This window comes from Pseudalkalibacillus sp. R45 (assembly GCF_052246725.1).
Lineage (GTDB): Bacteria > Bacillota > Bacilli > Bacillales > Fictibacillaceae > Pseudalkalibacillus.
In genome coordinates, this window is record NZ_JBQQCL010000017.1 from 1 (window position 1) to 25,387 (window position 25,387).

At 40.3% G+C, this 25,387-nt stretch carries 27 protein-coding genes, 1 pseudogene and 1 other annotated feature; of the genes and pseudogenes, 6 read left to right on the forward strand and 22 right to left on the reverse strand.

Annotated elements, in window-relative coordinates:
* The first annotated feature begins 36 nt into the window (after positions 1 to 36).
* A complete protein-coding gene (locus tag ACTWQL_RS20105) occupies positions 37 to 240 on the forward strand; it encodes a hypothetical protein (protein WP_443144193.1) in 204 nt (67 codons plus the stop codon).
* Positions 241 to 386: 146 nt separating this feature from the next.
* On the opposite strand, the gene ACTWQL_RS20110 is transcribed toward ACTWQL_RS20105, so the two are convergent.
* On the reverse strand, positions 387 to 1,577 hold the full coding sequence (locus tag ACTWQL_RS20110) for a putative glycoside hydrolase (RefSeq protein WP_443144194.1): 1,191 nt from the start codon (positions 1,575 to 1,577) through the stop codon (positions 387 to 389).
* A gap of 305 nt (positions 1,578 to 1,882) precedes the next feature.
* On the opposite strand from ACTWQL_RS20110, the gene ACTWQL_RS20115 reads away from it, so the two are divergent.
* Positions 1,883 to 2,419 (forward strand): HD domain-containing protein, encoded by a 537-nt coding sequence (locus ACTWQL_RS20115; RefSeq protein ID WP_443144195.1) that lies wholly within the window; start codon positions 1,883 to 1,885, stop codon positions 2,417 to 2,419.
* 4 nt (positions 2,420 to 2,423) lie between these two features.
* On the opposite strand, the gene ACTWQL_RS20120 is transcribed toward ACTWQL_RS20115, so the two are convergent.
* The 7 genes from ACTWQL_RS20120 to ACTWQL_RS20150 form a co-directional block, all read right to left on the reverse strand.
* Positions 2,424 to 2,849 (reverse strand): hypothetical protein, encoded by a 426-nt coding sequence (locus ACTWQL_RS20120; protein WP_443144196.1) that lies wholly within the window; start codon positions 2,847 to 2,849, stop codon positions 2,424 to 2,426.
* A 112-nt stretch (positions 2,850 to 2,961) separates the two neighbouring features.
* Positions 2,962 to 3,816, reverse strand: coding sequence for a DegV family protein (locus ACTWQL_RS20125; RefSeq protein WP_443144197.1), 855 nt, complete (start codon positions 3,814 to 3,816; stop codon positions 2,962 to 2,964).
* A gap of 285 nt (positions 3,817 to 4,101) precedes the next feature.
* On the reverse strand, positions 4,102 to 5,088 hold the full coding sequence (locus ACTWQL_RS20130) for an ABC transporter ATP-binding protein (protein ID WP_443144198.1): 987 nt from the start codon (positions 5,086 to 5,088) through the stop codon (positions 4,102 to 4,104).
* Positions 5,088 to 6,107, reverse strand: a complete 1,020-nt coding sequence (locus ACTWQL_RS20135; protein WP_443144199.1) for an ABC transporter ATP-binding protein — start codon at positions 6,105 to 6,107, stop codon at positions 5,088 to 5,090. Before ACTWQL_RS20135 ends, ACTWQL_RS20130 begins: the two co-directional genes overlap by 1 nt.
* Before the next feature lie 19 nt (positions 6,108 to 6,126).
* Positions 6,127 to 7,143 carry an oligopeptide ABC transporter permease gene (gene opp3C, locus ACTWQL_RS20140; RefSeq protein ID WP_443144200.1) on the reverse strand — a complete coding sequence of 339 codons (1,017 nt, stop codon included), beginning with the start codon at positions 7,141 to 7,143 and terminating at the stop codon, positions 6,127 to 6,129.
* Complete coding sequence (gene opp3b, locus ACTWQL_RS20145) at positions 7,143 to 8,072, reverse strand: oligopeptide ABC transporter permease (RefSeq protein WP_443144201.1); 930 nt, start codon at positions 8,070 to 8,072, stop codon at positions 7,143 to 7,145. Before opp3b ends, opp3C begins: the two co-directional genes overlap by 1 nt.
* Positions 8,073 to 8,232: 160 nt before the next feature.
* Entirely contained in the window at positions 8,233 to 9,903 is a 1,671-nt protein-coding gene (locus ACTWQL_RS20150; protein WP_443144202.1) for a peptide ABC transporter substrate-binding protein, read from the reverse strand.
* A gap of 422 nt (positions 9,904 to 10,325) precedes the next feature.
* On the opposite strand from ACTWQL_RS20150, the gene ACTWQL_RS20155 reads away from it, so the two are divergent.
* Positions 10,326 to 10,688 carry a DUF3899 domain-containing protein gene (locus ACTWQL_RS20155; RefSeq protein ID WP_443144203.1) on the forward strand — a complete coding sequence of 121 codons (363 nt, stop codon included), beginning with the start codon at positions 10,326 to 10,328 and terminating at the stop codon, positions 10,686 to 10,688.
* A gap of 47 nt (positions 10,689 to 10,735) precedes the next feature.
* Positions 10,736 to 10,986 (forward strand) — a binding site (T-box leader).
* Positions 10,987 to 11,042: 56 nt separating this feature from the next.
* A complete protein-coding gene (trpS, locus tag ACTWQL_RS20160) occupies positions 11,043 to 12,038 on the forward strand; it encodes a tryptophan--tRNA ligase (protein ID WP_443144204.1) in 996 nt (331 codons plus the stop codon).
* Positions 12,039 to 12,605: 567 nt separating this feature from the next.
* Here the strand turns inward: trpS and ACTWQL_RS20165 are convergent.
* The 9 genes from ACTWQL_RS20165 to ACTWQL_RS20205 all read right to left on the reverse strand — a co-directional run bounded on the left by ACTWQL_RS20165 (position 12,606) and on the right by ACTWQL_RS20205 (position 20,375).
* The gene (locus ACTWQL_RS20165; protein WP_443144205.1) at positions 12,606 to 13,271 is read right to left on the reverse strand and encodes a type 1 glutamine amidotransferase domain-containing protein; all 666 of its coding nucleotides are present in this window, start codon (positions 13,269 to 13,271) and stop codon (positions 12,606 to 12,608) included.
* Between the two features lie 81 nt (positions 13,272 to 13,352).
* The gene (locus ACTWQL_RS20170) at positions 13,353 to 14,114 is read right to left on the reverse strand and encodes a YjbA family protein (protein ID WP_443144206.1); all 762 of its coding nucleotides are present in this window, start codon (positions 14,112 to 14,114) and stop codon (positions 13,353 to 13,355) included.
* 111 nt (positions 14,115 to 14,225) lie between these two features.
* Positions 14,226 to 14,450 carry a hypothetical protein gene (locus ACTWQL_RS20175; RefSeq protein ID WP_314728285.1) on the reverse strand — a complete coding sequence of 75 codons (225 nt, stop codon included), beginning with the start codon at positions 14,448 to 14,450 and terminating at the stop codon, positions 14,226 to 14,228.
* A gap of 279 nt (positions 14,451 to 14,729) precedes the next feature.
* Entirely contained in the window at positions 14,730 to 15,968 is a 1,239-nt protein-coding gene (gene fabF, locus ACTWQL_RS20180) for a beta-ketoacyl-ACP synthase II (protein ID WP_443144207.1), read from the reverse strand.
* 24 nt (positions 15,969 to 15,992) lie between these two features.
* On the reverse strand, positions 15,993 to 16,928 hold the full coding sequence (locus ACTWQL_RS20185) for a beta-ketoacyl-ACP synthase III (RefSeq protein WP_261132554.1): 936 nt from the start codon (positions 16,926 to 16,928) through the stop codon (positions 15,993 to 15,995).
* Positions 16,929 to 17,324: 396 nt separating this feature from the next.
* Complete coding sequence (locus ACTWQL_RS20190) at positions 17,325 to 17,516, reverse strand: ComZ family protein (protein WP_443144208.1); 192 nt, start codon at positions 17,514 to 17,516, stop codon at positions 17,325 to 17,327.
* Between the two features lie 21 nt (positions 17,517 to 17,537).
* A complete protein-coding gene (locus ACTWQL_RS20195) occupies positions 17,538 to 18,491 on the reverse strand; it encodes a BMP family ABC transporter substrate-binding protein (RefSeq protein WP_443144209.1) in 954 nt (317 codons plus the stop codon).
* Between the two features lie 134 nt (positions 18,492 to 18,625).
* Positions 18,626 to 19,324, reverse strand: coding sequence for an NAD-dependent epimerase/dehydratase family protein (locus ACTWQL_RS20200; RefSeq protein ID WP_443144210.1), 699 nt, complete (start codon positions 19,322 to 19,324; stop codon positions 18,626 to 18,628).
* A gap of 307 nt (positions 19,325 to 19,631) precedes the next feature.
* Entirely contained in the window at positions 19,632 to 20,375 is a 744-nt protein-coding gene (locus ACTWQL_RS20205; protein WP_443144211.1) for a hypothetical protein, read from the reverse strand.
* A gap of 282 nt (positions 20,376 to 20,657) precedes the next feature.
* Here ACTWQL_RS20205 and ACTWQL_RS20210 point away from each other — a divergent pair, with 282 nt between their 5' ends.
* On the forward strand, positions 20,658 to 20,837 hold the full coding sequence (locus ACTWQL_RS20210) for a YjzD family protein (RefSeq protein WP_261132547.1): 180 nt from the start codon (positions 20,658 to 20,660) through the stop codon (positions 20,835 to 20,837).
* A gap of 274 nt (positions 20,838 to 21,111) precedes the next feature.
* Here the strand turns inward: ACTWQL_RS20210 and ACTWQL_RS20215 are convergent, their stop codons facing one another.
* The 5 genes and pseudogenes from ACTWQL_RS20215 to ACTWQL_RS20235 form a co-directional block, all read right to left on the reverse strand.
* Positions 21,112 to 21,834, reverse strand: coding sequence for an amino acid ABC transporter ATP-binding protein (locus ACTWQL_RS20215; RefSeq protein ID WP_443144212.1), 723 nt, complete (start codon positions 21,832 to 21,834; stop codon positions 21,112 to 21,114).
* Positions 21,831 to 22,487 carry an amino acid ABC transporter permease gene (locus tag ACTWQL_RS20220; protein ID WP_443144213.1) on the reverse strand — a complete coding sequence of 219 codons (657 nt, stop codon included), beginning with the start codon at positions 22,485 to 22,487 and terminating at the stop codon, positions 21,831 to 21,833. Before ACTWQL_RS20220 ends, ACTWQL_RS20215 begins: the two co-directional genes overlap by 4 nt.
* A gap of 182 nt (positions 22,488 to 22,669) precedes the next feature.
* A pseudogene (locus ACTWQL_RS20225) lies at positions 22,670 to 23,482 on the reverse strand (basic amino acid ABC transporter substrate-binding protein).
* A 156-nt stretch (positions 23,483 to 23,638) separates the two neighbouring features.
* The gene (locus tag ACTWQL_RS20230; RefSeq protein ID WP_221563806.1) at positions 23,639 to 23,818 is read right to left on the reverse strand and encodes a YjzC family protein; all 180 of its coding nucleotides are present in this window, start codon (positions 23,816 to 23,818) and stop codon (positions 23,639 to 23,641) included.
* Positions 23,819 to 24,103: 285 nt separating this feature from the next.
* Positions 24,104 to 24,403 carry a hypothetical protein gene (locus tag ACTWQL_RS20235; RefSeq protein ID WP_261132539.1) on the reverse strand — a complete coding sequence of 100 codons (300 nt, stop codon included), beginning with the start codon at positions 24,401 to 24,403 and terminating at the stop codon, positions 24,104 to 24,106.
* Between the two features lie 170 nt (positions 24,404 to 24,573).
* Between ACTWQL_RS20235 and ACTWQL_RS20240 the strand changes: the two genes are divergently transcribed.
* A complete protein-coding gene (locus ACTWQL_RS20240) occupies positions 24,574 to 25,386 on the forward strand; it encodes an undecaprenyl-diphosphate phosphatase (RefSeq protein ID WP_443144214.1) in 813 nt (270 codons plus the stop codon).
* The last annotated feature ends 1 nt before the right edge of the window (position 25,387 follow it).

Here is a 25,387-nt window from a genome sequence, read left to right on the forward strand (position 1 = left end):
ACAAGAAAGTCCTGTCGAAGCGAGCTTCCTCGTCGCATGCCTTGCGAGGAGATTATTCAGGTAGTAGGCACGCTGATTCCGCAGGACAAGGAAAGCTTCGGCAGCGTTACATCGCACGAAGAAAATGTGAGTTTCATTTTCGAGGAGTCTCGCACCTTGCTCTCCAATCAACTTTCACAAAATAAGTTTTTAAAAATAACTCAAAAGCAACAATCTTTTAGAAAAGAGCCTAAGTTTTAAACTGAAAAGACCCAGTAGGATACTGATCCATCTGGGTCTTTTTTGTACTTATAGAAGTATTAAATACTTGCTCACTATCAGTGTAACAATAGCTCAGCCTTCTCTAAGACTATGCTTTGTCTAGTTTTCTTTATGTGTTCCCTATTTTACGGTGTATAGTCTACATTAGGTGTGTATGTGTTTCCAGCATCCCATAGTAGGAATTCTTTAATACCATTTTCATTGAGTGCCCGGATTTGTGCTTCTACTTCTGCTTTACCATAATTCATGTAATTGCCGCTTCCTAGATATGAAGCCGTAAAATCCTGTATCCACGGTCTTGAGATCGGTGGGTTTTCAAGTTCTCCCAGCTTCTTATTTTCCATTTTTGCATATTCCGTAACAAGACGATATGGTTCCAAGTCTGGTTTTGCAATCCCAAAATACGAGGTCCAGTGACTAGGATAAATCATAGATGAAATGACATCGACATGACTCGATATTTTTGAGAAATTTTGACCGATACCTGGTGCTTCAGGTAAAGTTGCAGTATATCCGAAGATGTCTACAGACACTTTAACGCCATAAGGTTCAAGTTGTTTCTTGGCATATTCCACAAATTCTGTTACGGCCGTCACTCGCTTTTGAACGCCATCGAGATCAAGATCTGCATACTCTCCCTGATTATACGATAACGTTTTATCCCGTTTTTCAAAACCTTCAGGGAAACGGACGTAATCAAACTGTATTTCCTGGAATCCCAATTTCGCTGCTTCGATCGCCACTTGTACGTTGTAATCCCATACTTCTTTCATGAATGGATTTACGAATGCTTCTCCACGGCCATTCTTCCAAACCGCTCCACCATTTTTAAAGGAGAGTTCAGGCTTTTGTTTTGCAAGAACGGAATCCTTAAAAACGACAACCCGTGCAATTGGATAAATTTCATGTTTCTCTAATGACTCTAACATTTTTCTCGGGTCTTTGATATACGGTTGACCAGCAGAATGTAATGGGGATTCTTCATCTGGTATGTACGTGATATACCCATGATCATCCTTGATATCAACCACCATTGCATTCAACTCAGTATTATCAAGCAATGATACGAGCTTCTCAAATCTGCTGCCCCCTGCAGAGTGCCCAGTTACATAAATTCCTCTTACTGCATCTGGATATTGAAATGTTAATCCTGAATCATATGCAAACCTCGGGAGCTGCTCCGGAAGTTCCCTTTTCATTACATGTGACTCAATACCTTTGTGAAATGCTACTTCATAGTCTTGTGTTTCATCTGCCATTTCCCAAGACGGAAACGTCAAAAGAAACATCGACATGATTACTTTCATCATCCCCATATTTCTGTTCCTCCCCCTGTTGTATCACTTTACAAATACTATTATAGAAAACCAATCATTTCATGAAAAGTAACTTTCGACATAAATTTCATCATTTTCCCAAAAAAATTATATGTTTACTAAGACAATTTAACGATAAATATATAATACATGACTTATGGTTGAAATTTTTCACTTGAATCGGAGTTGTAGACGTGCTATATTGTTGAACAATACACTTAGAAAAGCAAAGGTGCCTTAGCTAACTGTGATGGGCATTTGAGCTAAACAGTATTTCCATGCATTTATACAAAGGAGGAATAGCCATGCGGCAACCTACATTGCTTGAAATATTCGAACACCCTAAAACACAAAAATATTTACAACGATCTGGAGTTGTGCATGCCATTGCCTCCAGTTTCCATGCGTATAAGCTGTCCGGCCAATATGGTGTCGATCCTATTCTTGCTTGTAAAGCAGCACTTCTTCATGATATTGGTCATTATACTTGGTACAGGGATGGTAAGTGGGATTATGAGCAGTATAAAGCAAATGATATACACGCCATCAAAGGTGCTGAAAGAGCACATAAATTATTGATTGAGCTTGGGGAAGATCGTGAAAATGCGAAAGCTATCTCATTAGCCATTCTTTTGCACACAGATTCATATCTACCTGGAGGGTCGTTAGAATTGAATCCATTACAGAAAGTCGTCAGGTTGGCTGACGAAGCAGATGAAGAACCTGGTGGGCTCCACCATTATCGTGAAATTTCATATGAGAAAGCAATCGAGCTGATCAAAAAGCTTAACTCGAAGTTAAATGAAAACAGAAATCCAACATCACTTCAACAAACAAGCTGATCCGTTATTCAAGAATGCATTCGATCCATGGGTTTTTCCATTCCATCCGAATGCACCCCAGCTCCTCCTTCATCTGGGAAAGTTCTGTTCTTCCATTCAGTACTTCATTATTAAAAGCCACTCGGCGCAACTGTAAATAGTTCGCTCTTTTTACCGCAAAGTCGATCAACTTATTTTGAAACTTTTCAGAGGCAAAATGGTCATTCATAAATAGACAGGTGATTTCAAGCATCTGTTTTTTAGAAATATTCAGCCATAAAAATCCTGTATCCTCTTCATCATTTGAAAATACAAACGCTTCCTCGTTGTCCTTCATATCAAATTGTTTCTCGAGCAATGAAGAGGAAATTGTATCAGGCAGTTTTCCTTTTTGATCAATTGATTTAAGGAGTTCCAAATCAGTTTCAGGATCAAATTGATAATAAATCAACGCGTATCCTCCTCGTTCATATATACGAACTTTCCTTATGTATTATACGCAGCACTCCGGATTTCCTTCAACTTAGGACACATAAAAAAACAGTCCTGTTGCCAGAACTGTTTCAATACATTATGATCCCGATCGAATTTTCACTCCCGTAGGTCCCGATAACACTCCCTAGTTTTATACAACGGATCCTTTTGAAGGCATCCAAGGAAAATTGCTCTTTAAAGGTCTCAATGACAACCTGCTTGGACGGATAACTGTGTACGATCAATAATTCTTCGTGGTCCTCCCTCCATTCATGGATCATTTCAGCCAGTTTTTTAATCCCTTTTTTCTTTCCCCGGAAGTTTTCCAACGTTTCAACTGTTCCTTCTTTTATTTTTAGCAACGGTTTGATATTCAAAAAGTTGCCCACTTTGCCTTGTAATGCTGAGATACGGCCGCCTTTTCTCAAGTTTTCCAATGTTTCGAGTAAAATGATGCCTGTCACATCTTTCTTACGTTCTTCTATTCTTTGATAGACTTCCTCTATTGCAAGACCTTTTTGGATAAGTTGATCTGCAAATTCCAACAAATAAATGACTCCAGCGGAAACTGTTTCTGAATCAACCAAATGGAGCCTATTTTGCTCTTCTTCACTAAACATCTCTTTTGCCAAATTAGCACTCTGAAAGGTACCACTTAAATTACTCGCAATGCCGAGATAAATGACGGAATTGCCTTCCGAAAGCAATTCTTTGAACGTATCGTAGAATTTTTGAGGTGCAGGCTGGCTTGTTTTAGGCAGCTCTTTTGAATCTCTCATTTTTTTATAAAATTCTTCATGGGTAATAGTAGTACCATCTAAATAAGTGTCTTCCCCTTTAAAATTAACGTTTAGCGGAACGACTTTCAAAGGGGTGACGATTTCTATGTTTTCTTCTTGTCCTAAATAATCACTCGCACTATCGACTACTAAAGCAATTTTCATACTACGTCCTCATTTCCTGCCATACTGTGCATAGTTTCTCATACTATCGTAGTGTGTTTTCATATAAATTACAACTATTTTAGATAAAGAAAACTGGTAAAGCCAAGCCTTTGGCGCAGGCTGAGCCATTAGTTCCTCGAAAAAGCAATTGGTGCTTTTCCTTCGTGCGGTGTATTGCTTCTGAAGCCGCCAGCTTGTGCGCTTATATTGAAGATAGTATTTTTATACTTTCTTTAAATGCGATAAAAAACGACCTCCCTTTACGGAGATCGTTTTTATAACAAATTAATTTTCTTTCAATTCTTCATCATAAAGGTGACAAGCTACATAGTGACCTTCTCGTGCTTCCTGCCACTTTGGAACCACTTTCGCACAGACGTCCATAGCATGAGGACATCTTGTACGGAAACGGCATCCGCTAGGTGGCGATACTGGAGATGGTACATCACCTTCAAGGATGATACGCTCACGGCTTCGCTCAAGTTCAGGATCTGGAACAGGAATCGCAGATAATAGAGCTTGCGTATATGGATGCAAAGGCTCATTGTACAGCGTATCACTTTCAGTAAGCTCTACAAGGTTACCAAGATACATAACTCCGACACGGTCGCTGATATGCTTAACCATTGACAGGTCATGCGCAATGAACAAGTATGTCAGACCACGCTCACGCTGCAGCTTTTGCATCAAGTTGACTACCTGCGCTTGAATCGATACGTCCAAAGCTGAGATAGGTTCGTCCGCAATGATGAAATCCGGATCTACTGCCAACGCACGTGCAATCCCGATCCGTTGACGTTGTCCACCACTGAATTCGTGGGGATAACGGTTCGCATGTTCTTTATTCAGACCTACAGTTTCAAGAAGTTCATGAACACGATTCAATCTTTCTTCTTTCGTCTTCGCAAGACCATGGATATCAATACCTTCAGCAATGATGTCTTTTACAGTCATCCTTGGATTCAATGATGCATATGGATCCTGGAAGATCATCTGCATCTTTCTATTGAACTCTTTCAACTTCGCTTTATTTTTCTTACCATGGACATCTTCACCGTTGAAAGTGACTGTACCATCAGTCGCTCCGTACAAACGGATGATCGTTCTTCCAGTTGTCGATTTACCACAACCGGATTCACCAACTAGACCTAACGTTTCACCTTTATAAATGTCAAATGAAACATCGTCTACTGCCTTCAACATTTGTCCTTTACCCATGTTGAAATATTTCTTAAGGTTCTTTACTTCTACCAATTTTTCTCTAGTTGCCATTATCTTGCACCTCCAACAGATGCCTCTACAGGCTTTTCAACTTTAGGTGCTCTTTCATCCAATAACCAGCAAGCAGCCTTATGCGTGCCGGAAACTTCTGTAGCATCAGGCATATGTTCTAAACAAACCTTCATCGCATGCGGACAACGCGCCGCAAAAGGACATCCTTTCGGAGGATCACTCAAGTCAGGAGGTGAACCTGGAATGGCGATAAGTTCGCTTCCAGCAGCACCTAGCTTAGGCATTGAAGCTAACAGTCCCCAAGTATAAGGATGCTTTGGTTTATAGAAAATTTCATCAACTGTACCTGTCTCAACAATTTGTCCACCGTACATGACGGCAACTCTTTGAGCCGCATTCGCTACAACACCAAGGTCATGTGTGATCAAAATGATTGCAGTTCCAGTTTTATCTTGTAAGTCCTTCATTAAGTCAAGGATTTGCGCCTGGATTGTTACATCGAGTGCAGTAGTCGGTTCATCCGCAATCAAAATTTTCGGATTACATGCCAGCGCAATCGCGATGACCACACGCTGTCTCATCCCACCAGAAAATTGGTGAGGATATTGCTTCAAGCGAGCTTCTGCATTCGGAATTCCAACTAATTTCAATAGTTCAAGTGCACGTGCTGTCGCTTGTGACTTCGACATCTGCTGATGGATCCGAAGTCCTTCCATGATTTGTTTACCAACTGTCATCGTCGGATTCAATGAAGTCATTGGATCCTGAAAGATCATAGAAATTTCAGAGCCTCTGATCTTCTGCATTTGACGTTCAGAGTATTGTGCCAGATCTTTCCCCTGGAAGAGAATTTGTCCTTCTTTAATTCTACCAGGCGGGTTAGGGATCAATCGCATAATACTTTTGGACGTAACGGATTTACCTGATCCAGATTCACCAACAATCGCCAGGGTTTCTCCTTTTTGCAATTTGATATCGACACCACGGACGGCTTGTACTTCACCGGCAAACGTGTCGAATGATACATGTAAATTCTTCACTTCTAAAATGTGTTCCATCCTCTTCACCCACCTTCTATTATTCTCTCATTTTCGGATCGAGCGCATCTCGTAAACCATCAGCAACAACGTTGAATGCAATCATGATCAAACTGATGATGATTGATGGATAAATCATCATATGAGGGAAAATCTGCATGTTACGATACCCTTCTTCAATCAACGTTCCTAATGAAGCCAGTGGTGGTTGCAAACCTAGACCGATAAAGCTTAAGAATGCTTCGAAGAAGATAGCAGCTGGAATCGTAAACATCGTATTGATGATGATGACACCCATCACGTTCGGGATCAAATGCTTAGAAATGATTTTGTTATCCGATGATCCCAACGTTCTAGAAGCTAAGACGAATTCTTGACCTTTCAGCTTCAGCATCTGACCACGAACGATTCTGGACATTCCAATCCAACCGGTTATCGTCAAGGCCACTGTTATCGAAATGATTCCCGGATCGAGTACAAGTATCATCAAGATAACGACAACAAGGTTTGGAATGCCGACCAGGATTTCTACTATACGTTGCAGGACGTTATCGACACGACCTCCGTAATATGCTGAGATTCCGCCATAGATAACCCCGATCACCATATCGATCGCAGCCGCCAATAAAGCGATATATAAGGATATACGAGTACCTTGCCATACACGTGTCCACAGGTCGCGTCCAAGTCCATCTGTACCGAACCAGAAATACGTTCCTTCTTCTATGCCCTTCATTTCATACATATCATTGCCCATGTCATCTGTTCCATCCATAATTCCCAGATTTTCAAGCCCAGGAACTTTAGCAGGAAGGTTTGCACGAGTCAGTTTCTGATCATCAAATCCAAAATCATTCATCATAGGTCCGAAAATTGCAAGGATAGACAGAGCAAGTAGAATGATACAACCTACAATGGCAGATTTATTTTTCTTCAGTCTCATCCAGGCATCTTGCCAGAAGCTCAAACTTGGACCAGCTATTTTTTCGCTTTTTTCACTGCTGATATTAGCAGGTTGGAAAAGCTCGTCATTTACATAATTTTCACGTTTGCTCATCAATCTTTCCCCCCTGCTAAACGGATCCGTGGATCAATGACTCCATAAAGGATATCAACAATCAGTATTACAAGGATCAAAAAGAATGAGAAGAACAATGTGGTTCCCATAATGACAGGATAATCATTTGTTTGGATAGAACGGACAAACTGCTCTCCTAGTCCAGGTACTGCAAAGATTTGTTCAACGACCAATGTACCAGTCATCAATCCAACTGCAAGTGGTCCTAAAATTGTGATCAATGGAATCATCGCATTACGGATACCATGCTTGAATACAACAGCAAAACCACTTACACCCTTTGCTCTTGCAGTCGTGATAAAGTCCTGATTCATGACCTCAAGCATTTCGGTTCGTGTAAATCGTGCTGCAACTGCGATTACGAACACCGATAATGCAAACGTTGGCATTATTGAATATTCCCATCCTTCCCAGAATGCAACAGGGAACCATTGTAGTTTTACACCGACATAATATTGTAGTAGCGCTGCGAATACAAAACTAGGAATCGACTTACCGATTACAGCGATGAATGTCGCACCATAATCCCAAATCGTGTTATAGCGGATTGCAGAAATGATACCAAGTAAGATACCGAATATTGCCCCGAATATGATTGATTGAAGCCCAAGCTGGGCGGATGGACCAATACGATTCATGATCAAACCCATTACATCTCTGCCTTCATATTGAAATGAGATCCCTAAATCTCCAGTTACTACATTTGCCATATATTTAACATATTGAACAGGGACGGGGTCATTAAGTCCGTACTTTTCAAGAACAATCGCTTCTTGCTCAGCCGTTAGCTTTGCCGCGTTACTTAAAGGTGTACCCGGCATGATCTTCATTAAGAAGAAAGTGGCTGAAGCAATGAGGAACAGGGTGATAAACATAAAGATCACACGCTTAATAATATACCCTTTCATCCTCTTCCACCTCCATGTATGCCTATTTGTCTGTTGAAGAAGTTTATTTCGTTATTTTCTGAAAACTATCCGATAACAGGGAAAAAGAGAGTATACGTCATTCAGGCGACATATACTCTCCTGATACTCTCCCTTTACTGACTAAAGTTTAAAGTTGATCTTACTTTTCGATGTAAGCCCACTTATAGCTGTAGTCAGGCCCAAATGAGTTTGTGTATACGTTCTTCACGTATGGCTGCCAAAGTTGCGCACGTGCACGTTGATAAAGTGGTGCAAGTACTGCTTCTTCTTCAATCAAGATCTTTTCAGCTTCTAACATTGCTTCAAAACGCTTCGCAGGTTCAGTAGTCAATGTAGTCTTAGCGTCTTTGACAAGCTTGTCATACTCTTCATTAGAGAATCCAGTCTTGTTATGACCGCCATCAGTCACCCACATGTCGATGAATGTCATAGCGTCTTGATAGTCAGGACCCCAACCACCGTTTTGCAGGTCGTATTCCATTTTCTCATCAAGTTCTAGACGTTGTTGGAATGGTACACCTTTCAACTCGATCTTCAAACCAGGTAGGTTCGTTTCAAGTTGGTTCTTCATGTATTCATCCATTTTCTTAGCAACTTCAGAGTCTCCACCAAGGATTTCTAAAGTGATCTCTTCCTTGCCAAGTGCTTCTAAACCTTTTTCCCAATGTTCTTGTGCTTTTTCAACATCATGAGTTACTAGGTCCCCGTTCATTTCACGGAAGTCTTCACCAGATTCTGGGTGAGACACGAATCCTTTTGGAACGAAGTAATTTGCAGCAAGTGATCCGTTGTTCAAGATGACGTTTACAAGGTCTTCCTTGTTGATCGCCATTTGGATCGCTTTACGGATATCAACATTTGCAAGATCTTCACGTTCTTGGTTCATCTTAAGATAGAACATTACCGGCTCTTGGAATGTCTTATAATGGTCATGCTCTTTGTACTTGTTTACATATTCTGAAGAAAGACCTACACGATCGACTTTACCAGTTTCGTAAAGGTTGACTCCAGTAGCAGTATCTTTAACAACTTTAACGTTGATTTGTTCTAACTTTACAGTTTCAGCATCCCAGTAATCAGGATTTTTCTTAAGTACCCAACCTTCTTCATGTTTCCATTCAGTAAGTGTGAATGGGCCATTATAGATAAGATTGTCATCTTCAAGCGCATATTGATCGCCTTGCTCTTCAACGAATTCTTCGTTTTGTGGCAAGAATGTTGCGAATGTAGTCAAGCTTAGGAAGTAAGGAACAGCTTGCTCAAGCTCAACTTTCAATGTTTTCTCGTCAACTGCTTCTACACCAAGCTCTTCTGGCTTCATTTCGCCAGCCATGATAGCGTTAGCGTTTTTAACGTCGCCTAGAATGAAGTTGTACTGAGATCCTGTATCAGGATTTACAGCTTTTCTCCAAGAGTAAACGAAGTCGTTAGCAGTTACAGGCGTGCCATTAGACCATTGAGCGTCACGAAGTTTGAAAGTATAAGTCTTACCATCCTCACTCATTTCGTGGCTCTCAGCCATACCTTCTACAGGCTCACCGTTTTCTCCAAGACGCATAAGACCTTCCATTGTCTCTGCCATAACTTGGAACGCTACAGCGTCAGTTCCCATTACAGAGTCCATAGTCGGGATCTCTGCAGATTCAAGTATGTTCAATACTTGAGGTACATCTTTGTTACCGCTATCTTTTCCATCCTTGCTGTCTTTTTCGCCGTCAGCGTTATTTCCGCCGCCGCCGCTACATGCAGCAAGGAACATGCTCAACACTAATGTTAGTGTTAAAAGCAATGACCATTTTGACTTTCTCATGTCTTAATGACCTCCCCTAAATATTGGTGAAATTATGCGAACGTTGTCCTCAGAAAATGTCAGATTTTTTAAGGAATTCCGTTCACATTTTGTATTATACAAGTTTTCACAAAATTTTGCATGCACTTTTTTAATATATTTTACAAAAACCCTATGTTCATTACGGTTTGATAACAATAATTAGGACTTTATACCTACTTTAAAATTCGGTATTTTTGGGTAGGGAGTGCTTGAAAATAGAAGTTTTTGCATAGAAAATACACCAAAGAGCTGATGTAATGGTATTTTTCGTTAACTGAAATGAATGGAATATGCAATTGTCATTTATTATCAAATGTTCTGACATATTACACGGGGTTTAACGATGTAAAGGTATTGCTACGATAAACACCTATCGTGTATCATCAATACGAGGTGACATAATGCAATTGATTAGACGATCAACATATTTATTAGCAATTTTACTCGTAATAGGTACTGGTTTTATGTATTTTTACTACGACAACATTACAGTTGTAACATTCATAAACTCTGTTTTCCTGATTTCGATGCTCTACATCATGCTAGGTGGACTTATGTTCGTTACAAGGGGCGGATTCTTCGATGCATTCACGATGAGTTTCAGAAAGTTCATGAAGAAAGGTACGAAAATGGGAGAAATCATGGATGACGTCGAAAATATGCAATTACCATCAGAAGCGTTTGAATACACCTTTTCAGAACCATTGCTGCTTACGGGATTGCTCGGATTTTTGACAACTGTATTGATTTCTTTTGCCATATGATATTGCAAATCGAATTCCGATTGTATATACTATCGATAATAAAATTTGTTCTTGCGATGAAGAAGAAGAGTACACTGAATTCCCCTTTTAAGAGAGTCTGTGGTTGGTGTGAACAGACAAGGTCATCAGTGGAATGGGCTTCTGAGCTATCAAACCGAAACATTTTGGAGTAGGCTTTGACGTAATGTCCTGACGTTATCCAGGGCACTCTGTACTATAGGCTAATGTCTATACGCAGAGATCTGAGTGATTCTTTATGAATAATTCTGGGTGGCAACGCGGTGCAATCGTCCCATAATGGACGGTTGTGTCGCGTTTTTTATTTTTTTCACAAATATTAAGGAGTGATTATTCATGGCAACAATCTTTTCTGGTGTAAAGCCGACAGGAATCCCGACACTTGGGAACTATCTCGGCGCATTGAAACATTTTGTAACCTATCAAGAGGAGCATGATTGTTATTTTTGCGTGGTGAATCAACACGCTATCACAGTCCCCCAAGATAAACTGGAACTTAGAGATAACTCCAGGAAATTAGCTGCGTTATATCTCGCTAGTGGAATTGATTCGGACAAATCAACTTTATTCATCCAATCCGAGGTCCCTGCCCACACGAAAATGGGATGGATCATGCAATGTATCTCCTATATTGGAGAACTTGAAAGGATGACGCAATTCAAGGACAAATCGCAGAATCGGGTTGGTGTTTCTTCAGGACTCCTTACCTATCCTCCTTTGATGGCGGCGGATATCCTGTTGTATGGGACGGACATCGTACCTGTCGGAGACGATCAGAAACAGCACCTTGAATTAACCAGGGATTTAGCTGAACGATTCAATAAACAATATAATGACATCTTCACCATACCAGAGGTGCATATCCCTAAAGTTGGCGCAAGAATCATGGATCTCGGAGATCCAACGAAAAAAATGAGCAAATCTGATGAGAATTCGAGTGGTTTCATTTCTATGCTTGATGATGAAAAGATAATCCGCAAAAAAATCATGCGAGCGACAACGGATTCAGATGCAACTGTAAAATATGACAAGGAAAATAAACCTGGTGTCGCAAACTTGCTCACAATCTATTCACTCTGTTCTGGAAAATCAATAGAACAAGTAGAGGCAGAGTATGAAGGAAAAGGCTATGGAGACTTTAAAGAAGGTGTTGCGGAAGCAGTAATCGGCCAACTCAAGCCTATCCAGGACCGTTACTATCAATTACTTGATTCCGATGAACTCGATGACATCCTTGACAAAGGTGCAGAGAAAGCTGCATTCGTAGCCAACAAAATGCTCGCGAAAGCTGAAAGGGCAATGGGCTTAGAACGTAAAAGGAAAAAGAAGTGATAAAAGGGATGATCGTTGCGATCATCCCTTTGCTTTATTTGATTTATAGAAAAGGCTCTTTTCTAAAAGATTGTTGCTTGTGAGTCATTTTTAAAAACTCACCTTGTGCTAGTTGATTGGAGAGCAAGGTGCGAGACTCCTCGAAAATGAAAATCGCATTTTCTTCGTGCGATGAAACGCTGCCGAATCTTACCTTGTCCTTGTCCTACGGGATCAGCGTGCCTACTACCTGAATAATCTCCTCGCAAGGCATGCGACGAGGAAGCTCGCTTCGACAGGACTTTCTTGTAGACGCAGGAGCACAAAGGCTTCCTTGAAAAGGAGACTCCTGAGGTCGCAAGGCGACGAGTGGTCTTACCGCACACCCCGTGGAAAGCGAGCATCCTGGAGCGGAAGTCAACGACTTTTAAAGAAAACTTGGCGAGACCAAGCCTTTTGTAGGTCGAGCCTTAGTTGCCCTTATACTGAAGAAAGTATTTTATACTTTCTTTAAGTGCAAGAGCAACAAAGTTTGCGAAAACATTCATAGAAAAGAACTATAACTACCCACTTTGCCAAGCCTTTTCTTTATTCATTCAATGCTTCAATCATTTTTTGAGCTGTACTTTCACTTGACATTGGGTTTTGCCCAGTTACGAGGTTGCCATCTCTGACTGAAAAATCATTCCATTTATCTCCGCGGACGAACTCTCCACCCTTTTCTCTAAGTGTTGTTTCAAGTAAAAAGGGCATTTCTTCAACCAGTTGCATTTCTTTTTCTTCTTCATCGGTAAAACCGTTGACCTTCTTCCCTTTTACCAATGGGGTACCATCCTGGTAAGTAACATTGACTAACCCTGATGGTCCGTGGCAAACCGCTCCAATCACTTTACTTTCATCAGCCATTTGGCCGATAATTTTTTGCATTAATTCATTATCTGGAAAGTCGAACATCGTACCATGTCCACCTGGTAAAAACACGCCGTGATAATCTTCATTCAGGTCACTTTCAGATAGCTTATCGGTTTGAGTCAATTTGTCCTTCGCCTCAGCGAATTCCTGCTTCTCTTCTTCAGGAATACTATTTGGATCAAGTGGAATCTGACCACCTTTTGGACTCTTGACCGTTATGTCATACCCTTGATTTTTAAAAAGGTTATATGGTACAGCAAATTCCTCTAACCATAAACCGGTTTCCTTTTCATCATTTATTTTATCTGCATTCGTTACAATCATAAGGATTCTTTTAGACATGATATACCTCCTTGTAGTTAAATGTACATCTGACAGTTCCCTTCAACCAACGCCGCTAAACGTAAAAAGAGCTGATCAGTGTCAGCTCCTCTGTTGGTTTACATGTGTTCCTTTTTCTAATTCCCATATTTTTTCAAAGTAAGGTTGTCCTTTTATCAGCCGTTCACAGATCGACTGATGCTTTGATGTCCACCCCTGACATACTTCATTATAGAGTGCTCTCCATGCTTCATCAAAACTCATCATCTGGATGTCTGTATACTTTTCCGGTATCCATTCTGTGTACCAATATCTGGCTTCAGCTGTGTTGCCGCTCGTATACATCTGGTCAAGGGCCATGAATAACAATTGTTTCAACTGTCGTTCGCGACGTGTCAGACCTTTCATGTCATTAGGGTCTGGGGATAGGATATGGTATTCCTTTTTTTGTTCATTTGTAGAATCGAATGTGTATTTCTTTGGATCCAAATCTTCAGCCATTTCATATACCAATTGTTCTTGACGCGGAATCATCCTGCTTTTACGGATCGGAATTTTATATCCCATCGTATCTACAACAAGACATTTCTTTCCGTCCGTCGCAATCATGCAATACTCGATTTGTTCTCTCTGGTTGTTTTTGCGGATATAACTCTTGTTTTGCACCTCACGTAACAGTTCCTCAGGTAATTCACTCAAGTCATTTTCTATGTAGTTTAACAGAGGTGATTCCATCTTGATGATCGGAACTTGATCGAGAAGCTCGATGAAGTCTTCCTTCCGCCATTCATGGAATTCACAAACATTATAACCGTTCTCTTCGCCTTCGAACCAGTTTACCCATACGTCTCTTAAGTACAACATGTATACCCCTCACTTTACAGGATTTACTGTTTTGTTAAAATCAGTATAGTCAGAGGGCTACAAATTTATTCTTTTATCACACTTTTTTTAGTCGACAATTGTACATTTTCGTCAATTTTCATCGTTTTTATTATGAAAGGAAGGTAAATAGATACTACCCCACACCAACAGCAAACCGACTATGAATAAAATGGACTCAACTCTCGTTAGGATGAAGGCCAAATAATTAACAAATCCATGGCCGGTTGTGATCAAATTTAAAAAGGCGATCAAGCTTACCCCGCCTGAAACAGCAAAGCTGAATCCTAATAACAGTAAGAATAGTCGAAAAATCAAAGCCCTCATCTCCCATTAGAGTGCTTGTATACATATGTTAATTCACTATATGGGACATGTAGTCAGGTTATGACAACTATTCATTGCTAAGTTTCTACTATTATAATGTGTGCACAAAAACCTTACATAAATTCAAGCTCTAAAGAAAACTTGGCAAAGCCAAGCCTTGGCGCAGGCTGAGCCTTAGTTGCTCTTACATTGAAGAAAGTATTTATACTTTCTTTAAATGTAAAAAAGCTGATAGGATGCGAATCCTATCAGCTTTGCATTATATACTTATTAATCCGTATATCGTTTGAATAATAGCGCTACGTTATGTCCTCCAAAACCTAAGGAGTTACTCATGACTGCATTGACCTCAGCTTTTCTTGCTTCATTCGGTATATAGTCCAAATCACATTCAGGATCAGGCGTTTCGTAATTGATGGTCGGTGGCATGATATTGTTTTCAATCGCTTTGATTGATAGCACCGCTTCAAGCCCGCCTGCAGCACCTAACAAATGCCCTGTCATTGATTTCGTTGAACTGATCGCAAGCTTTTGCGCGTAATCACCGAATACCGATTTGATCGCCATTGTTTCATATTTATCATTAAAATCAGTGCTTGTACCATGGGCGTTCAAATAATCGACTTCACTAGGAGACATCCCTGCATCCTGCAAAGCGATGTTCATCGCACGTACGCCTCCTTCTCCTCCTGGAGCAGGAGCAGTAATATGGTAGGCATCACCCGTTGCACCATATCCTACAATCTCTGCATAAATTCTAGCTCCGCGTTTTTGAGCTGATTCCAACGATTCAAGTACTAGTATGCCAGCACCTTCACCCATTACGAAACCATCACGGTTTGCATCAAATGGACGGCTAGCAGAGGAAGGATCCGTATTGAAAGATAATGCTTTAGCAGATGAGAATCCAGCCAGGGCCATGCTTGTGATAGGCGCTTCTGTCCCGCCGGTGATCATTACATCGGCATCGCCACGTTGAATCGCTTTAAACGCATCTCCGATGGAATTCGCTCCCGATGCACAAGCCGTAACCGTACATGAATTGATTCCTTTTGCACCGAGCATGATTGATACCTGACCTGAAGCCATATCCGGGATCATCATCGGCACGAAGAAAGGACTGACACGGCGTTGCCCTTTTTCCATGAAAACCTGGAATTGCTGTTCATAGGTTTCCATCCCGCCGATTCCAGAACCGATCCACACGCCTACTCGATCTGCATTATCATCTGTGATGGTTAAATCAGCATCTTTTACAGCCATCTGCGTAGCTGCAATAGCAAATTGAGTAAAGCGGTCCATCTTCCGTGCATCTTTTTTATCCATGTATTGTGCAGGGTCGAACTCAGTCGCTTCCCCAGCTACTTTTGCAGGGAATTGATCCTTGTCTCTTCTTGTCAGTTCACCAATTCCTGACTTTCCATTGATAATATTCGTCCAAGTCGTCTCAGTATCATTTCCGAGTGGAGAGACTGTACCCAGTCCTGTAATGACAACTCGTTTATTCATAGTCTAATTCAGCTCCTTAAAAAACTATTTTCCCCATCTTAACGCTACTGCACCCCAGGTCAATCCTCCGCCAAAACCTACGAGTACAAGTACATCTCCATCTTTTATCTTACCTGTTTCCCTAGCTTCGACCAAGGCAATCGGAATTGAAGAGGATGATGTGTTTCCAAACTTTGCGACAGTGGAGGCCATTTTTTCTTGAGGTAAACCAAGTCGTTCCCGTGCAGCTTCCATAATGCGGATATTCGCTTGATGTGGGATTAAAAAGTCTACGTCCTCTTTTTGTAGTCCAGCTTTTTGAACGACTTTCATGGAGGATTCAGGCATTTGTCTGACAGCGAACTTGAATACCTCACGTCCATTCATATAGAGGTGATCGCCGTTTTGAAATAAATGTTTTGCTCCAGAACCATCTGAGCCCATATCGAACGATAAAATACCCTTCTCATCAGATACGGGTGCAATGACTGCTGCCCCTGCCCCATCCCCAAATAAGACAGCGGTATTCCGATCTTCCCAATCCGTTATTTTTGATAACTTTTCAACACCGATGACAAGTACGTTTTTATAAGTATCAGTATCAATATATTGCTTTGCCGTTATCATACCATAAATGAACCCGGCACATGCTGCACTGATATCCATAGCTACTGCATTATGTGCTCCAAGCCTTTCTTGGATTAGACAAGCTACAGAAGGGAATCCATAATCACCAGTTACTGTAGCGACTAGAATCAAATCAATATCCGCTGCGTCCAGACCAGCATCTGCCAACGCTTCCTTTCCAGCTCTTTCTGCCATATGGGATGTATCCATATCATTATCTGCTATTCTTCTTTCTTCGATTCCAGTTCTTGTACGGATCCATTCATCAGATGTATCGACGATCTTTTCAAGGTCTGCATTGGTCATCACACGTTCCGGGACATATCTGCCAATTCCGATTACGCCTGCATTCATTTTATTACCCCTTTTTGTATGACTTTTCTTAGTATCTTATATTATGACTTGGTACTAATTTTAATCCAATATTTCTATATTGTCTAGTTATTATCATTGGTTTTTATACGATGGATGTGTTAATGATGGAAAAATTCGCACTTTGATAAATCCGGAAACATTTAGTGAAGGTGACAGCACGATGGTTTTTATTGTGTTCCTGTCTGAAGTTGCACCATCTTCGGACACCTTCGCGCTCATTTCCGGTGTTCCTGTCTGAAGGTGCACCGTCTTCGGACCCTACAAGAAATTCCTAAAATAAATATACATTATAAAAGACCTTCTGCAATTTTCATGCTGAAGGTCCCACAGGTTATGTATTTTGTTTCCTATGTATTAAGTATGGCTGAACGATTCTTACTCTTCTTCAGATGCGGCTTCTGTTCTTCCTAGCTCATATGCGTCATTCATCACATTCATCAGCATGTTAAGTAAAGGTTGGATGTCTTCCATTGATAATTGTATACCTTTATCTTCCATCATCTGTTTCGCTTCAGGTAAATGCGTCATCGCAATTTGCATGAACTTCATATTTCTCTCTTGATTCATAAGGTTTATCCTCCAATGAAATTATGGTTGTGGGAGTTTGCCAGTTTCTTTATATTCCTTAACTAATGTGTTTATCTTATCTTGAAGGCCATTCGGCACTTCATCACTGAAAGGCGCGAGTGATATCACATCCTCCTGGAAATCATAATGGATATTTCCATTCCGGAGCTCTCCCTCGTCATACTTCTTAGCAATCCTGACATAGAGACGATCGACATGTTGGACTGTACTTGTCAAAACGGTTTGTTCACCTAGATCGGCCATATCAGAGATAAAACCGATTGCATAATTACCTTGCTCCTTGATCCGTTCGATCACTGGTACGGTATATCCATCACCTGCAGGATAAAAGACGTCGACACCTTGTCCTGTCATTTCCCTTAAAATGTTGAAAGCTCTATTCGTATCCTCCCAGTCTTCGACAAATTCAATATGTGTTTCTACGTTTTCATTATAAACGCTGGCACCTTCGTGGAATCCTGTTACTTCAGGCTGCCAGGGAAAAGCTGCGATCATACCGATTTGACCGGATTCAGTCATCGCACCAGAGATCACCCCTGCAAAATAACCCATGGCATACGAATCGAAATGTATACTCGTTATTCCCTCACCGCTTACTTTTCCATTAAAGCTAACGAAATGCATATCGGGAAATTCCGATTTAATTTCCATGAATAAAGGTGCATATAACTTTCCATGGCCAAATACAAGATTCACATCATTTTTCTGAAATTCTCTGACTGCTGATAGAACTTGTGCTTTTGATTTAACTTCTTCACGATAATATACTTCCTTACCGAGTTTTTCTTGAATTTGAAGTAAGCCCTTATAACCTTTCGTACCCCACCCTTTATCGGTAATGGTATCTTCAATCAAAAGTCCAACGCTCTCTAACTCTCCGGTATTCAGTGCTTGCTGACACCCTGAAAGAGATAGAAGGGAAATTGCAATCAGGAAAGGGATGATTTTTGCCATTCTTTTTTCCTCTCCTCTTTACTGCCAAGACATTATTACTATTACTAGTATAAACGATACATATGATTTCGAAATATTACAAGAGTACTAAATCACTCTACAAACGGTCCGGCATGAAAAAAACGTTGTCATCTTTATTCGTATAGGGTAATAATTTTATCGGATTGTTCTCCCTTCATAAGTTGATTACAAGAAATGATAAACTTCTCTTTCGTTATTGTAAAGGCACTACTGATTTCTCTATTCTGGTCCGAAACTCCTGCTTTTTCCAGTTTATCCACCGTAAAACACCTTTCTTCAATGGAATTTCTGCAGCCAGATACCCTGGGAATCCTCATAATATGATAATTGACATCAAAGGCTTTAGCTGTTTCAGTAAAGTACGTTTCCTCCGTCCACATCAATGTGCCATACAAGCTGTTTGGCTGTGGTGTTCGATCGGCTGGATATGGAGGTCTGCAATTTCCATATACATCGGTTGTAGAAATAAGGATGATTTTACTATTTTGCTCTGCTGCATATTGAATGACCTTTCTCATATTTTTTTGTTGGTTTTGCAGGATTTTTTTCAACTCCGATAACTGGTTCGTCTTTGGCGAAGTTTGAGCGAGGTGGAAGATAGTCTTTGGCTGTTCAATATCATCCCAATCAACCTCTTGGATCGGCAAGTTATAGAAATGGAATAAGGCATTCCTCCCGATTAGATCGAGGCCGACATGTCCTTCCCTATCTAGATGATCAATCCCATATACATCAATCTCATCATTTAAAAATTCGTTACAAAGAAGCATTCCAAGCTCACCAGCCACTCCAGTAATCAAGATATTCTTCATAATAACGCGCCCTCCATTTTCATACAGTCTATTACTAGCTTATTTTTAGGTTTTGTTAAATAATACTGTTGATTTCTTTCAGGTTTAATTGAATCGAAATTTGCGACACTCCTGCGTGAAAAACGAGCCAGGCGAGATCGCACCGTTTTAAAAATCCCCGTTTCTTCATGGATTACAGAGTCCTTATACCTGACCTTCGGAAGCTTTATGTATTGATATAAACATGAATAAGATCAACCAGATTAACAGTAGAATCCGTTCCCGTTGAATTCCATTCGGAATGACTTCTCTATACACTGGTTGATCACTATAGTTCAAGCTCATTTTTTTGATAGAAATTCTTCACTTTGTTTGCGAGATCGTATTTCCCCCCAGGCAACTGCAGCGTCAGTGCGATCGGGGCTCCTAGATCTTCCCTGAATTTTTCATAAGCACGGCTATGTTTTATAAATGAATACGGCGTTCCCTGCATATTGTGCCAAATTTTCACCGGTGCTTTGGAAGGGTAGTCGTACATTCCTTTATCCTTCACCAAAAACAACGTTGCTTCATCTTCGGACATGTCATATGCTTTTCTGACTTCCCTATGAAACTGCTTATAAAAGAGTTTTTGCTCCATTACGGCCTCAGCATGGACTTTCAAGCTGAAACATGGATTCATGAAGGCTACAGACCGCGTGAGATCTTCATGATGATACATCCATTTAACTGCAGATAATGCTCCCATTCCTTCAGCAAACACATGGATTCTGGAATTGATGATTTCTTGCTTCAGGATTGTATGATACATTCGATGCAACAGCTCGACACTACAATCATTCCCCCAATGCCGACCATATAAATTAGAATAATAAACGGTATATCCATAACGGCACAGTTCCTCGATAAATTTCCTCCGCTCTGGATGCTGCAACCACGAGCTTGTTTGGTTTGTCACATAATGATTCGTATCTCCTATTATAAGGATTGCAAAACCATTAGGCTGTTCTGGAAGATGAATAATGGCATGCTGATCATTCGTTTTTATAAATCGGTGAGTGGTTATACTCAAATTCATCACACCTTATTCTTACATTCTAAGTTAATGTATGCGAGAAAAAGAAAAGAGAACAGGTTTTTCACCCAATTTTCTTATGCTTTGCTCAGTATAGGCTACTAACAATAAAAGATGAACTTTTTTTGGAAGTTTCGTGAAAACGTTTTGATAGAAGGCAAGTTGTGCTACAATATGAATTGGATAAAAAACTCGGCCTTTGCCAAGCCTTGACAAAGGCTGAGCCTTAGTTGCACTTTTTAAGTGTAAATTGCTACATATTATTCTTGAGGTGATCATATGCGTTACATTTGGACAATAATCTGGGCACTATTGTTGAGCAATATGGCTTTCTATGTACTAAGCTCAATGCAAGGCGGCCATTATAGCTTCGGCCTAGCATCAGTAATCGGACTTATTTTTTCTGTATTCGTATTTGTACTCGGAGATGCAGGAATTAAGGACGAAACAACAGAATAATGTTTGTGTAGTGAAAGTGGCTCAAAAGCGTAACAGCTTTTGGGTCATTTTTGGTTTTAGCTATCTTTTCTCATTATGTATAATAGTTGCACTTGCACAGGACGTGGTGGCTTTTAGTCGAAGATCCTTTAAAAGAGTGTGGGGTTTCGCTTGGCCCGCTTTTCCGCAGGAGGGTCGTGAATTTCGTTTAAATCATCAAAGCCCCAAGCGGTATGTATATACTTTCTTTAAGTACAAATAAAACGAGACTGATTTTAACCAGTCCCGCCTTCTTTCATAGTATTTTACTTAAAAATGATTGGGTCCGTTCATGCTGTGGATCTGAAAACAGCTTCTTCGGCTCGTTTTCTTCTACTATATATCCTTCGTCCATGAAGAGAACGCGATCTCCGACTTCTCTAGCAAAGCCCATTTCGTGCGTGACCACAATCATTGTCATTCCTTCTTTGGCCAGCTGCTTCATAACCTCTAAAACCTCACCGACCATTTCCGGGTCCAGTGCAGAAGTCGGTTCATCAAAAAGCATGATTTCAGGTTCCATCGCCAGTGCTCTTGCAATGGCGACCCGTTGCTTCTGGCCACCCGAAAGTGAATTTGGATATACCTCCGCTTTTTCGGATAATCCTACTTTTGCAAGTAGCTCACGTGCTTTCTCCTCAGCTCTTTTCCTATCCCATTTCCTTACTTTCATAGGTGATAAGATGATATTTTCCAACACCGTTCTATGTGGGAAAAGGTTGAACTGTTGGAACACCATTCCGACATCCGTTCGCAGTTTATTGATATCCGTTGATTTTGCAGTAATATCAATGCCTTTTATATATACTTTGCCATCGGTTATGGATTCGAGCAGATTTAGACATCTTAAGAAAGTGGATTTCCCCGATCCAGACGGCCCGATCACACATACAACTTCTTGCTGCTTTATCTCAGCACTTATGTCTTTTAACACCTCTAGTGAACCAAATGATTTCTTTAAATTTTGAACTTTTATCATTCCGTAGATAATCTCCTCTCGATGTAGTTTAAAATTGTACTGACTGTTAGTGTCAAGAGAAGATAAATCAGTGCAACAGTAAGATAAGGCTCCCATGCCCGGTAATATTGCCCTTGCATCGCTCTCCCCCAGTACATCAATTCAGGTGCCGCTATGATTGCCAGGATTGATGATTCTTTTATCAGAACAATGAATTCATTCCCTAACGGAGGAATCATACGTTTAACAGCCTGTGGCAAAATAACATATCGCATCGATTCGTAATAATTCATCCCTAATGAACGTGATGCCTCCATCTGCCCTTTATCAATCGATTGAATTCCAGCTCTGAAAATTTCTGCAATATATGCCCCTGCGTTTAAAGAGAGCCCTAAGACTCCTGCCAATATCGCATTTGAATCGCCAATCAGAAGCGGTACAAACCCAAAGTATATCAGTAGGATCTGTACAAAAAAAGGGGTTCCCCTGAAAAACGTGATGTACCAATCAAGTGGATACCTGAGAACGCGATACGGCGAAAGTTTCCCCAATCCTATCAATAAGCCTAAGACCGTACCAATCAAGATGCCGACAAATGAAAAACCAATCGTATAAAGTGTTCCCCTTAAGAAATATGGTGCATAGTCAATTATCAAATCATATCTGAATTCCATAAACCTCTCCCCTTGGATGTCCTGTTTATTAAAGAAAACTTTGCAAAGCTAAGCATAGCGCAGGCTGAGCCTTAGTTACCTTTATATTGAAGAAAGTATTTATACTTTCTTTAAATGTAAAGAAAGGGCTGACAAGCAATGTGTCAGATCACTCCAACACCTGGTCAGCCCCTTTACTTGATTTATTCGTTTTCCATCTGCTGTTTCAATGCTTCAAGATCTGGTTCATCACCGAACCACTCTTTATAGATTTCTGCATATGTTCCATTCTCGATGACTTCTTTAACAGCTTTATCGAAATCCGCTTTCAAGTCGCTTCCTTTCGGGAACATGAGTCCATAAAATTCTGATTCGAAATTGTCTTCATCACTGATTGTCTTCAGCTTTTTATCAGGATTGTTTTTCGCATATTCTAGTACGACACTGTTATCCGCTACTACCGCGTCGACTCCTCCCTGAACCAACTCCATGATCGCAAGTGTATTATTATCGAACTTTTTGATATCTTTGTGATTTGAACCAAGAATTTTTTCCACAGCAGCTTGTCCAGTCGTACCATTTTGAACAGCTACTTTTTTCCCTTTCAAATCTTCAGCACCTTGGATATCGCTATCTTCAGGTATTAAAATCATATTTCTTGATTCAAAATACGGTGTTGAAAAATCATAGGTCTATTTACGATCATCATTGATAGTGATGGCGGAAATTGCAATATCAGCCTTTTCTCCCTGAATCTCTACAAATAGCGGATCCCAGCCGATATTTTTATATTTCGGCGTATAGCCTGTTTCTTCCATCACGGCATCCATGAAATCAATATCAAAACCAACAATCTTATCACCTTTCATATATTCAAAAGGTGCATAAGCTGCGTCTGTGACAACTTCTAATTCCTTATTTTTGTCACCTGAACTTTCCCCACTGCCTCCACATGCAGCCAATATGGTAAGTAAACCGATAAGCATAAATAGAAACGGACCTTTAATAATCTTCATTGTTGCCTCCCCCAAATGTTTAAATAATTACGACCGACTTTCTACTCTCTCCTTTTTATAATTTTCTAAATTTTTAATAATTTAATTCTAGTATTAAAGTCCGTTAATTTCAACAAAAAAATTGAACAAGTATTCATATTTGATAACTTGATTAGATCACGGCTTTCGTTTATATGTCCACTTCCGGTTATGATTACTTGTTTCCGGAAATGCGTCGCCTGCATGCAGTTTGATTTCTTTCGGGTTATTCACCATGCTCCCCGTCTCTCCTATCTCAACGTAAACGCCATTGTTTGGTGCTTTCTGCCCAGGATTGAACTGATGATTCTGTCCCATTCTAAATCCCTCCTTTTTATCAGTAGGATAACCTCCTCATTAAAAATTAATCGAGATGAATTTCTCGTAATGCACTTTCCGATGAGAATTCTTAGAAGCATTCCCTCTGCTCGCATAGGCGTTAATTACAACACGTGATGGCTTTAGTCGAAATTCCTTAATTCGCTGGGGGTCTCGCTTGGCTTGCTATTCCCGCAGGAATGTCGTGAATTTCCCTTGTCAATCCACACTTACACTTTTTACAGAACACAAAAAAAGCCACCTTGTCGTGGTGACTTTCAACTCTTAATATGGAACCAAAGACACAGCCGTCAGGAAATGCAGAGGCAAGATGATCCGTTCAAACCCTAACCCCGGCTCAGGAAATCCTAAATATTGTCTAGGTTGACTCATACCAGGTTTTTTCTTGTATTTGACTTCTATGATTAAGTATATATTCTGTTTATCAACCTTTTCGACATACCCCTCATACACTTTCCCATCCATCATATGACACTGTACATACTGATTTATATGCTTCTTACATTGTTTTTGCATCATTTGGTTATGCTTGTTTAAAGCTTTCATATATTTACGATAAGGCACGATCTTCCCCCCTCACATTTTTATGATATTCACACAGAGTTAAAAATGTGTAAGGACAGGTTAATGATAAATGTCACGAATTATCTCTTTACTAGTTAACTCATTTATTGTTTAATGACTACATGTGCTTTTGAAAAGAAACAGAGATATATTATTCGGAGGAACGTTAAATGGATCAATTTTTTCTACTTTTGAAATATGCTTTTTTTGGATTTGTACAAGGAATTACTGAACCCATCCCCATATCATCCAGTGGACATCTTGTCTTTGCTGAAAAAATCCTGGATATACATATCGAGGGATTCAGTTTTGAAGTCTTCATGAATTTCGCATCGTTACTTGCTGTTCTAGTGATCTATCGAGAGGATCTTGTTAGGCTTACGACGAACGGCTTGAATTTTACGATGACGAGAGATCGAAAATATCGAGCAGACTTCATGTTCATTGTCTATCTGATCATCGGAACGATTCCTGCTGCAGTCATTGGTATAGTAGCGGAGGATTTCATTTCTGCGAATTTGAAGGACATTAAGGTTGTCGGAGCATCCTTAATCGTCACCGGTATTGCGCTATGGTTGATCCGAAACCTTCGTGGGCGTAAATATGATCAAGACCTATCGATTAAGGACGCACTGATTGTCGGCCTTGCCCAGGCGGTAGCACTAATTCCGGGAATCAGCCGTTCTGGGGCAACGATTGTGGCCGCAATGGGACGTGGCATGAAACAAGAAACAGCACTGCGGTATTCATTTCTGCTATACATCCCGGTAAGTGTCGGAACAATGATCTTAAGTTTTGGTGATATAAAGAACGACCCGCTGCTTGATCAATTATTGATACCGTACCTTGTAGCCTTTCTGATTTCATTTATCGCCTCATACATTTCATTGAAGTGGTTGATAGGGATCATGGCTAGAGGGAATCTGAAATACTTTGCCATCTATTGTTTCATCGTCGGACCATTGGTGATTTTATTCATGTAGT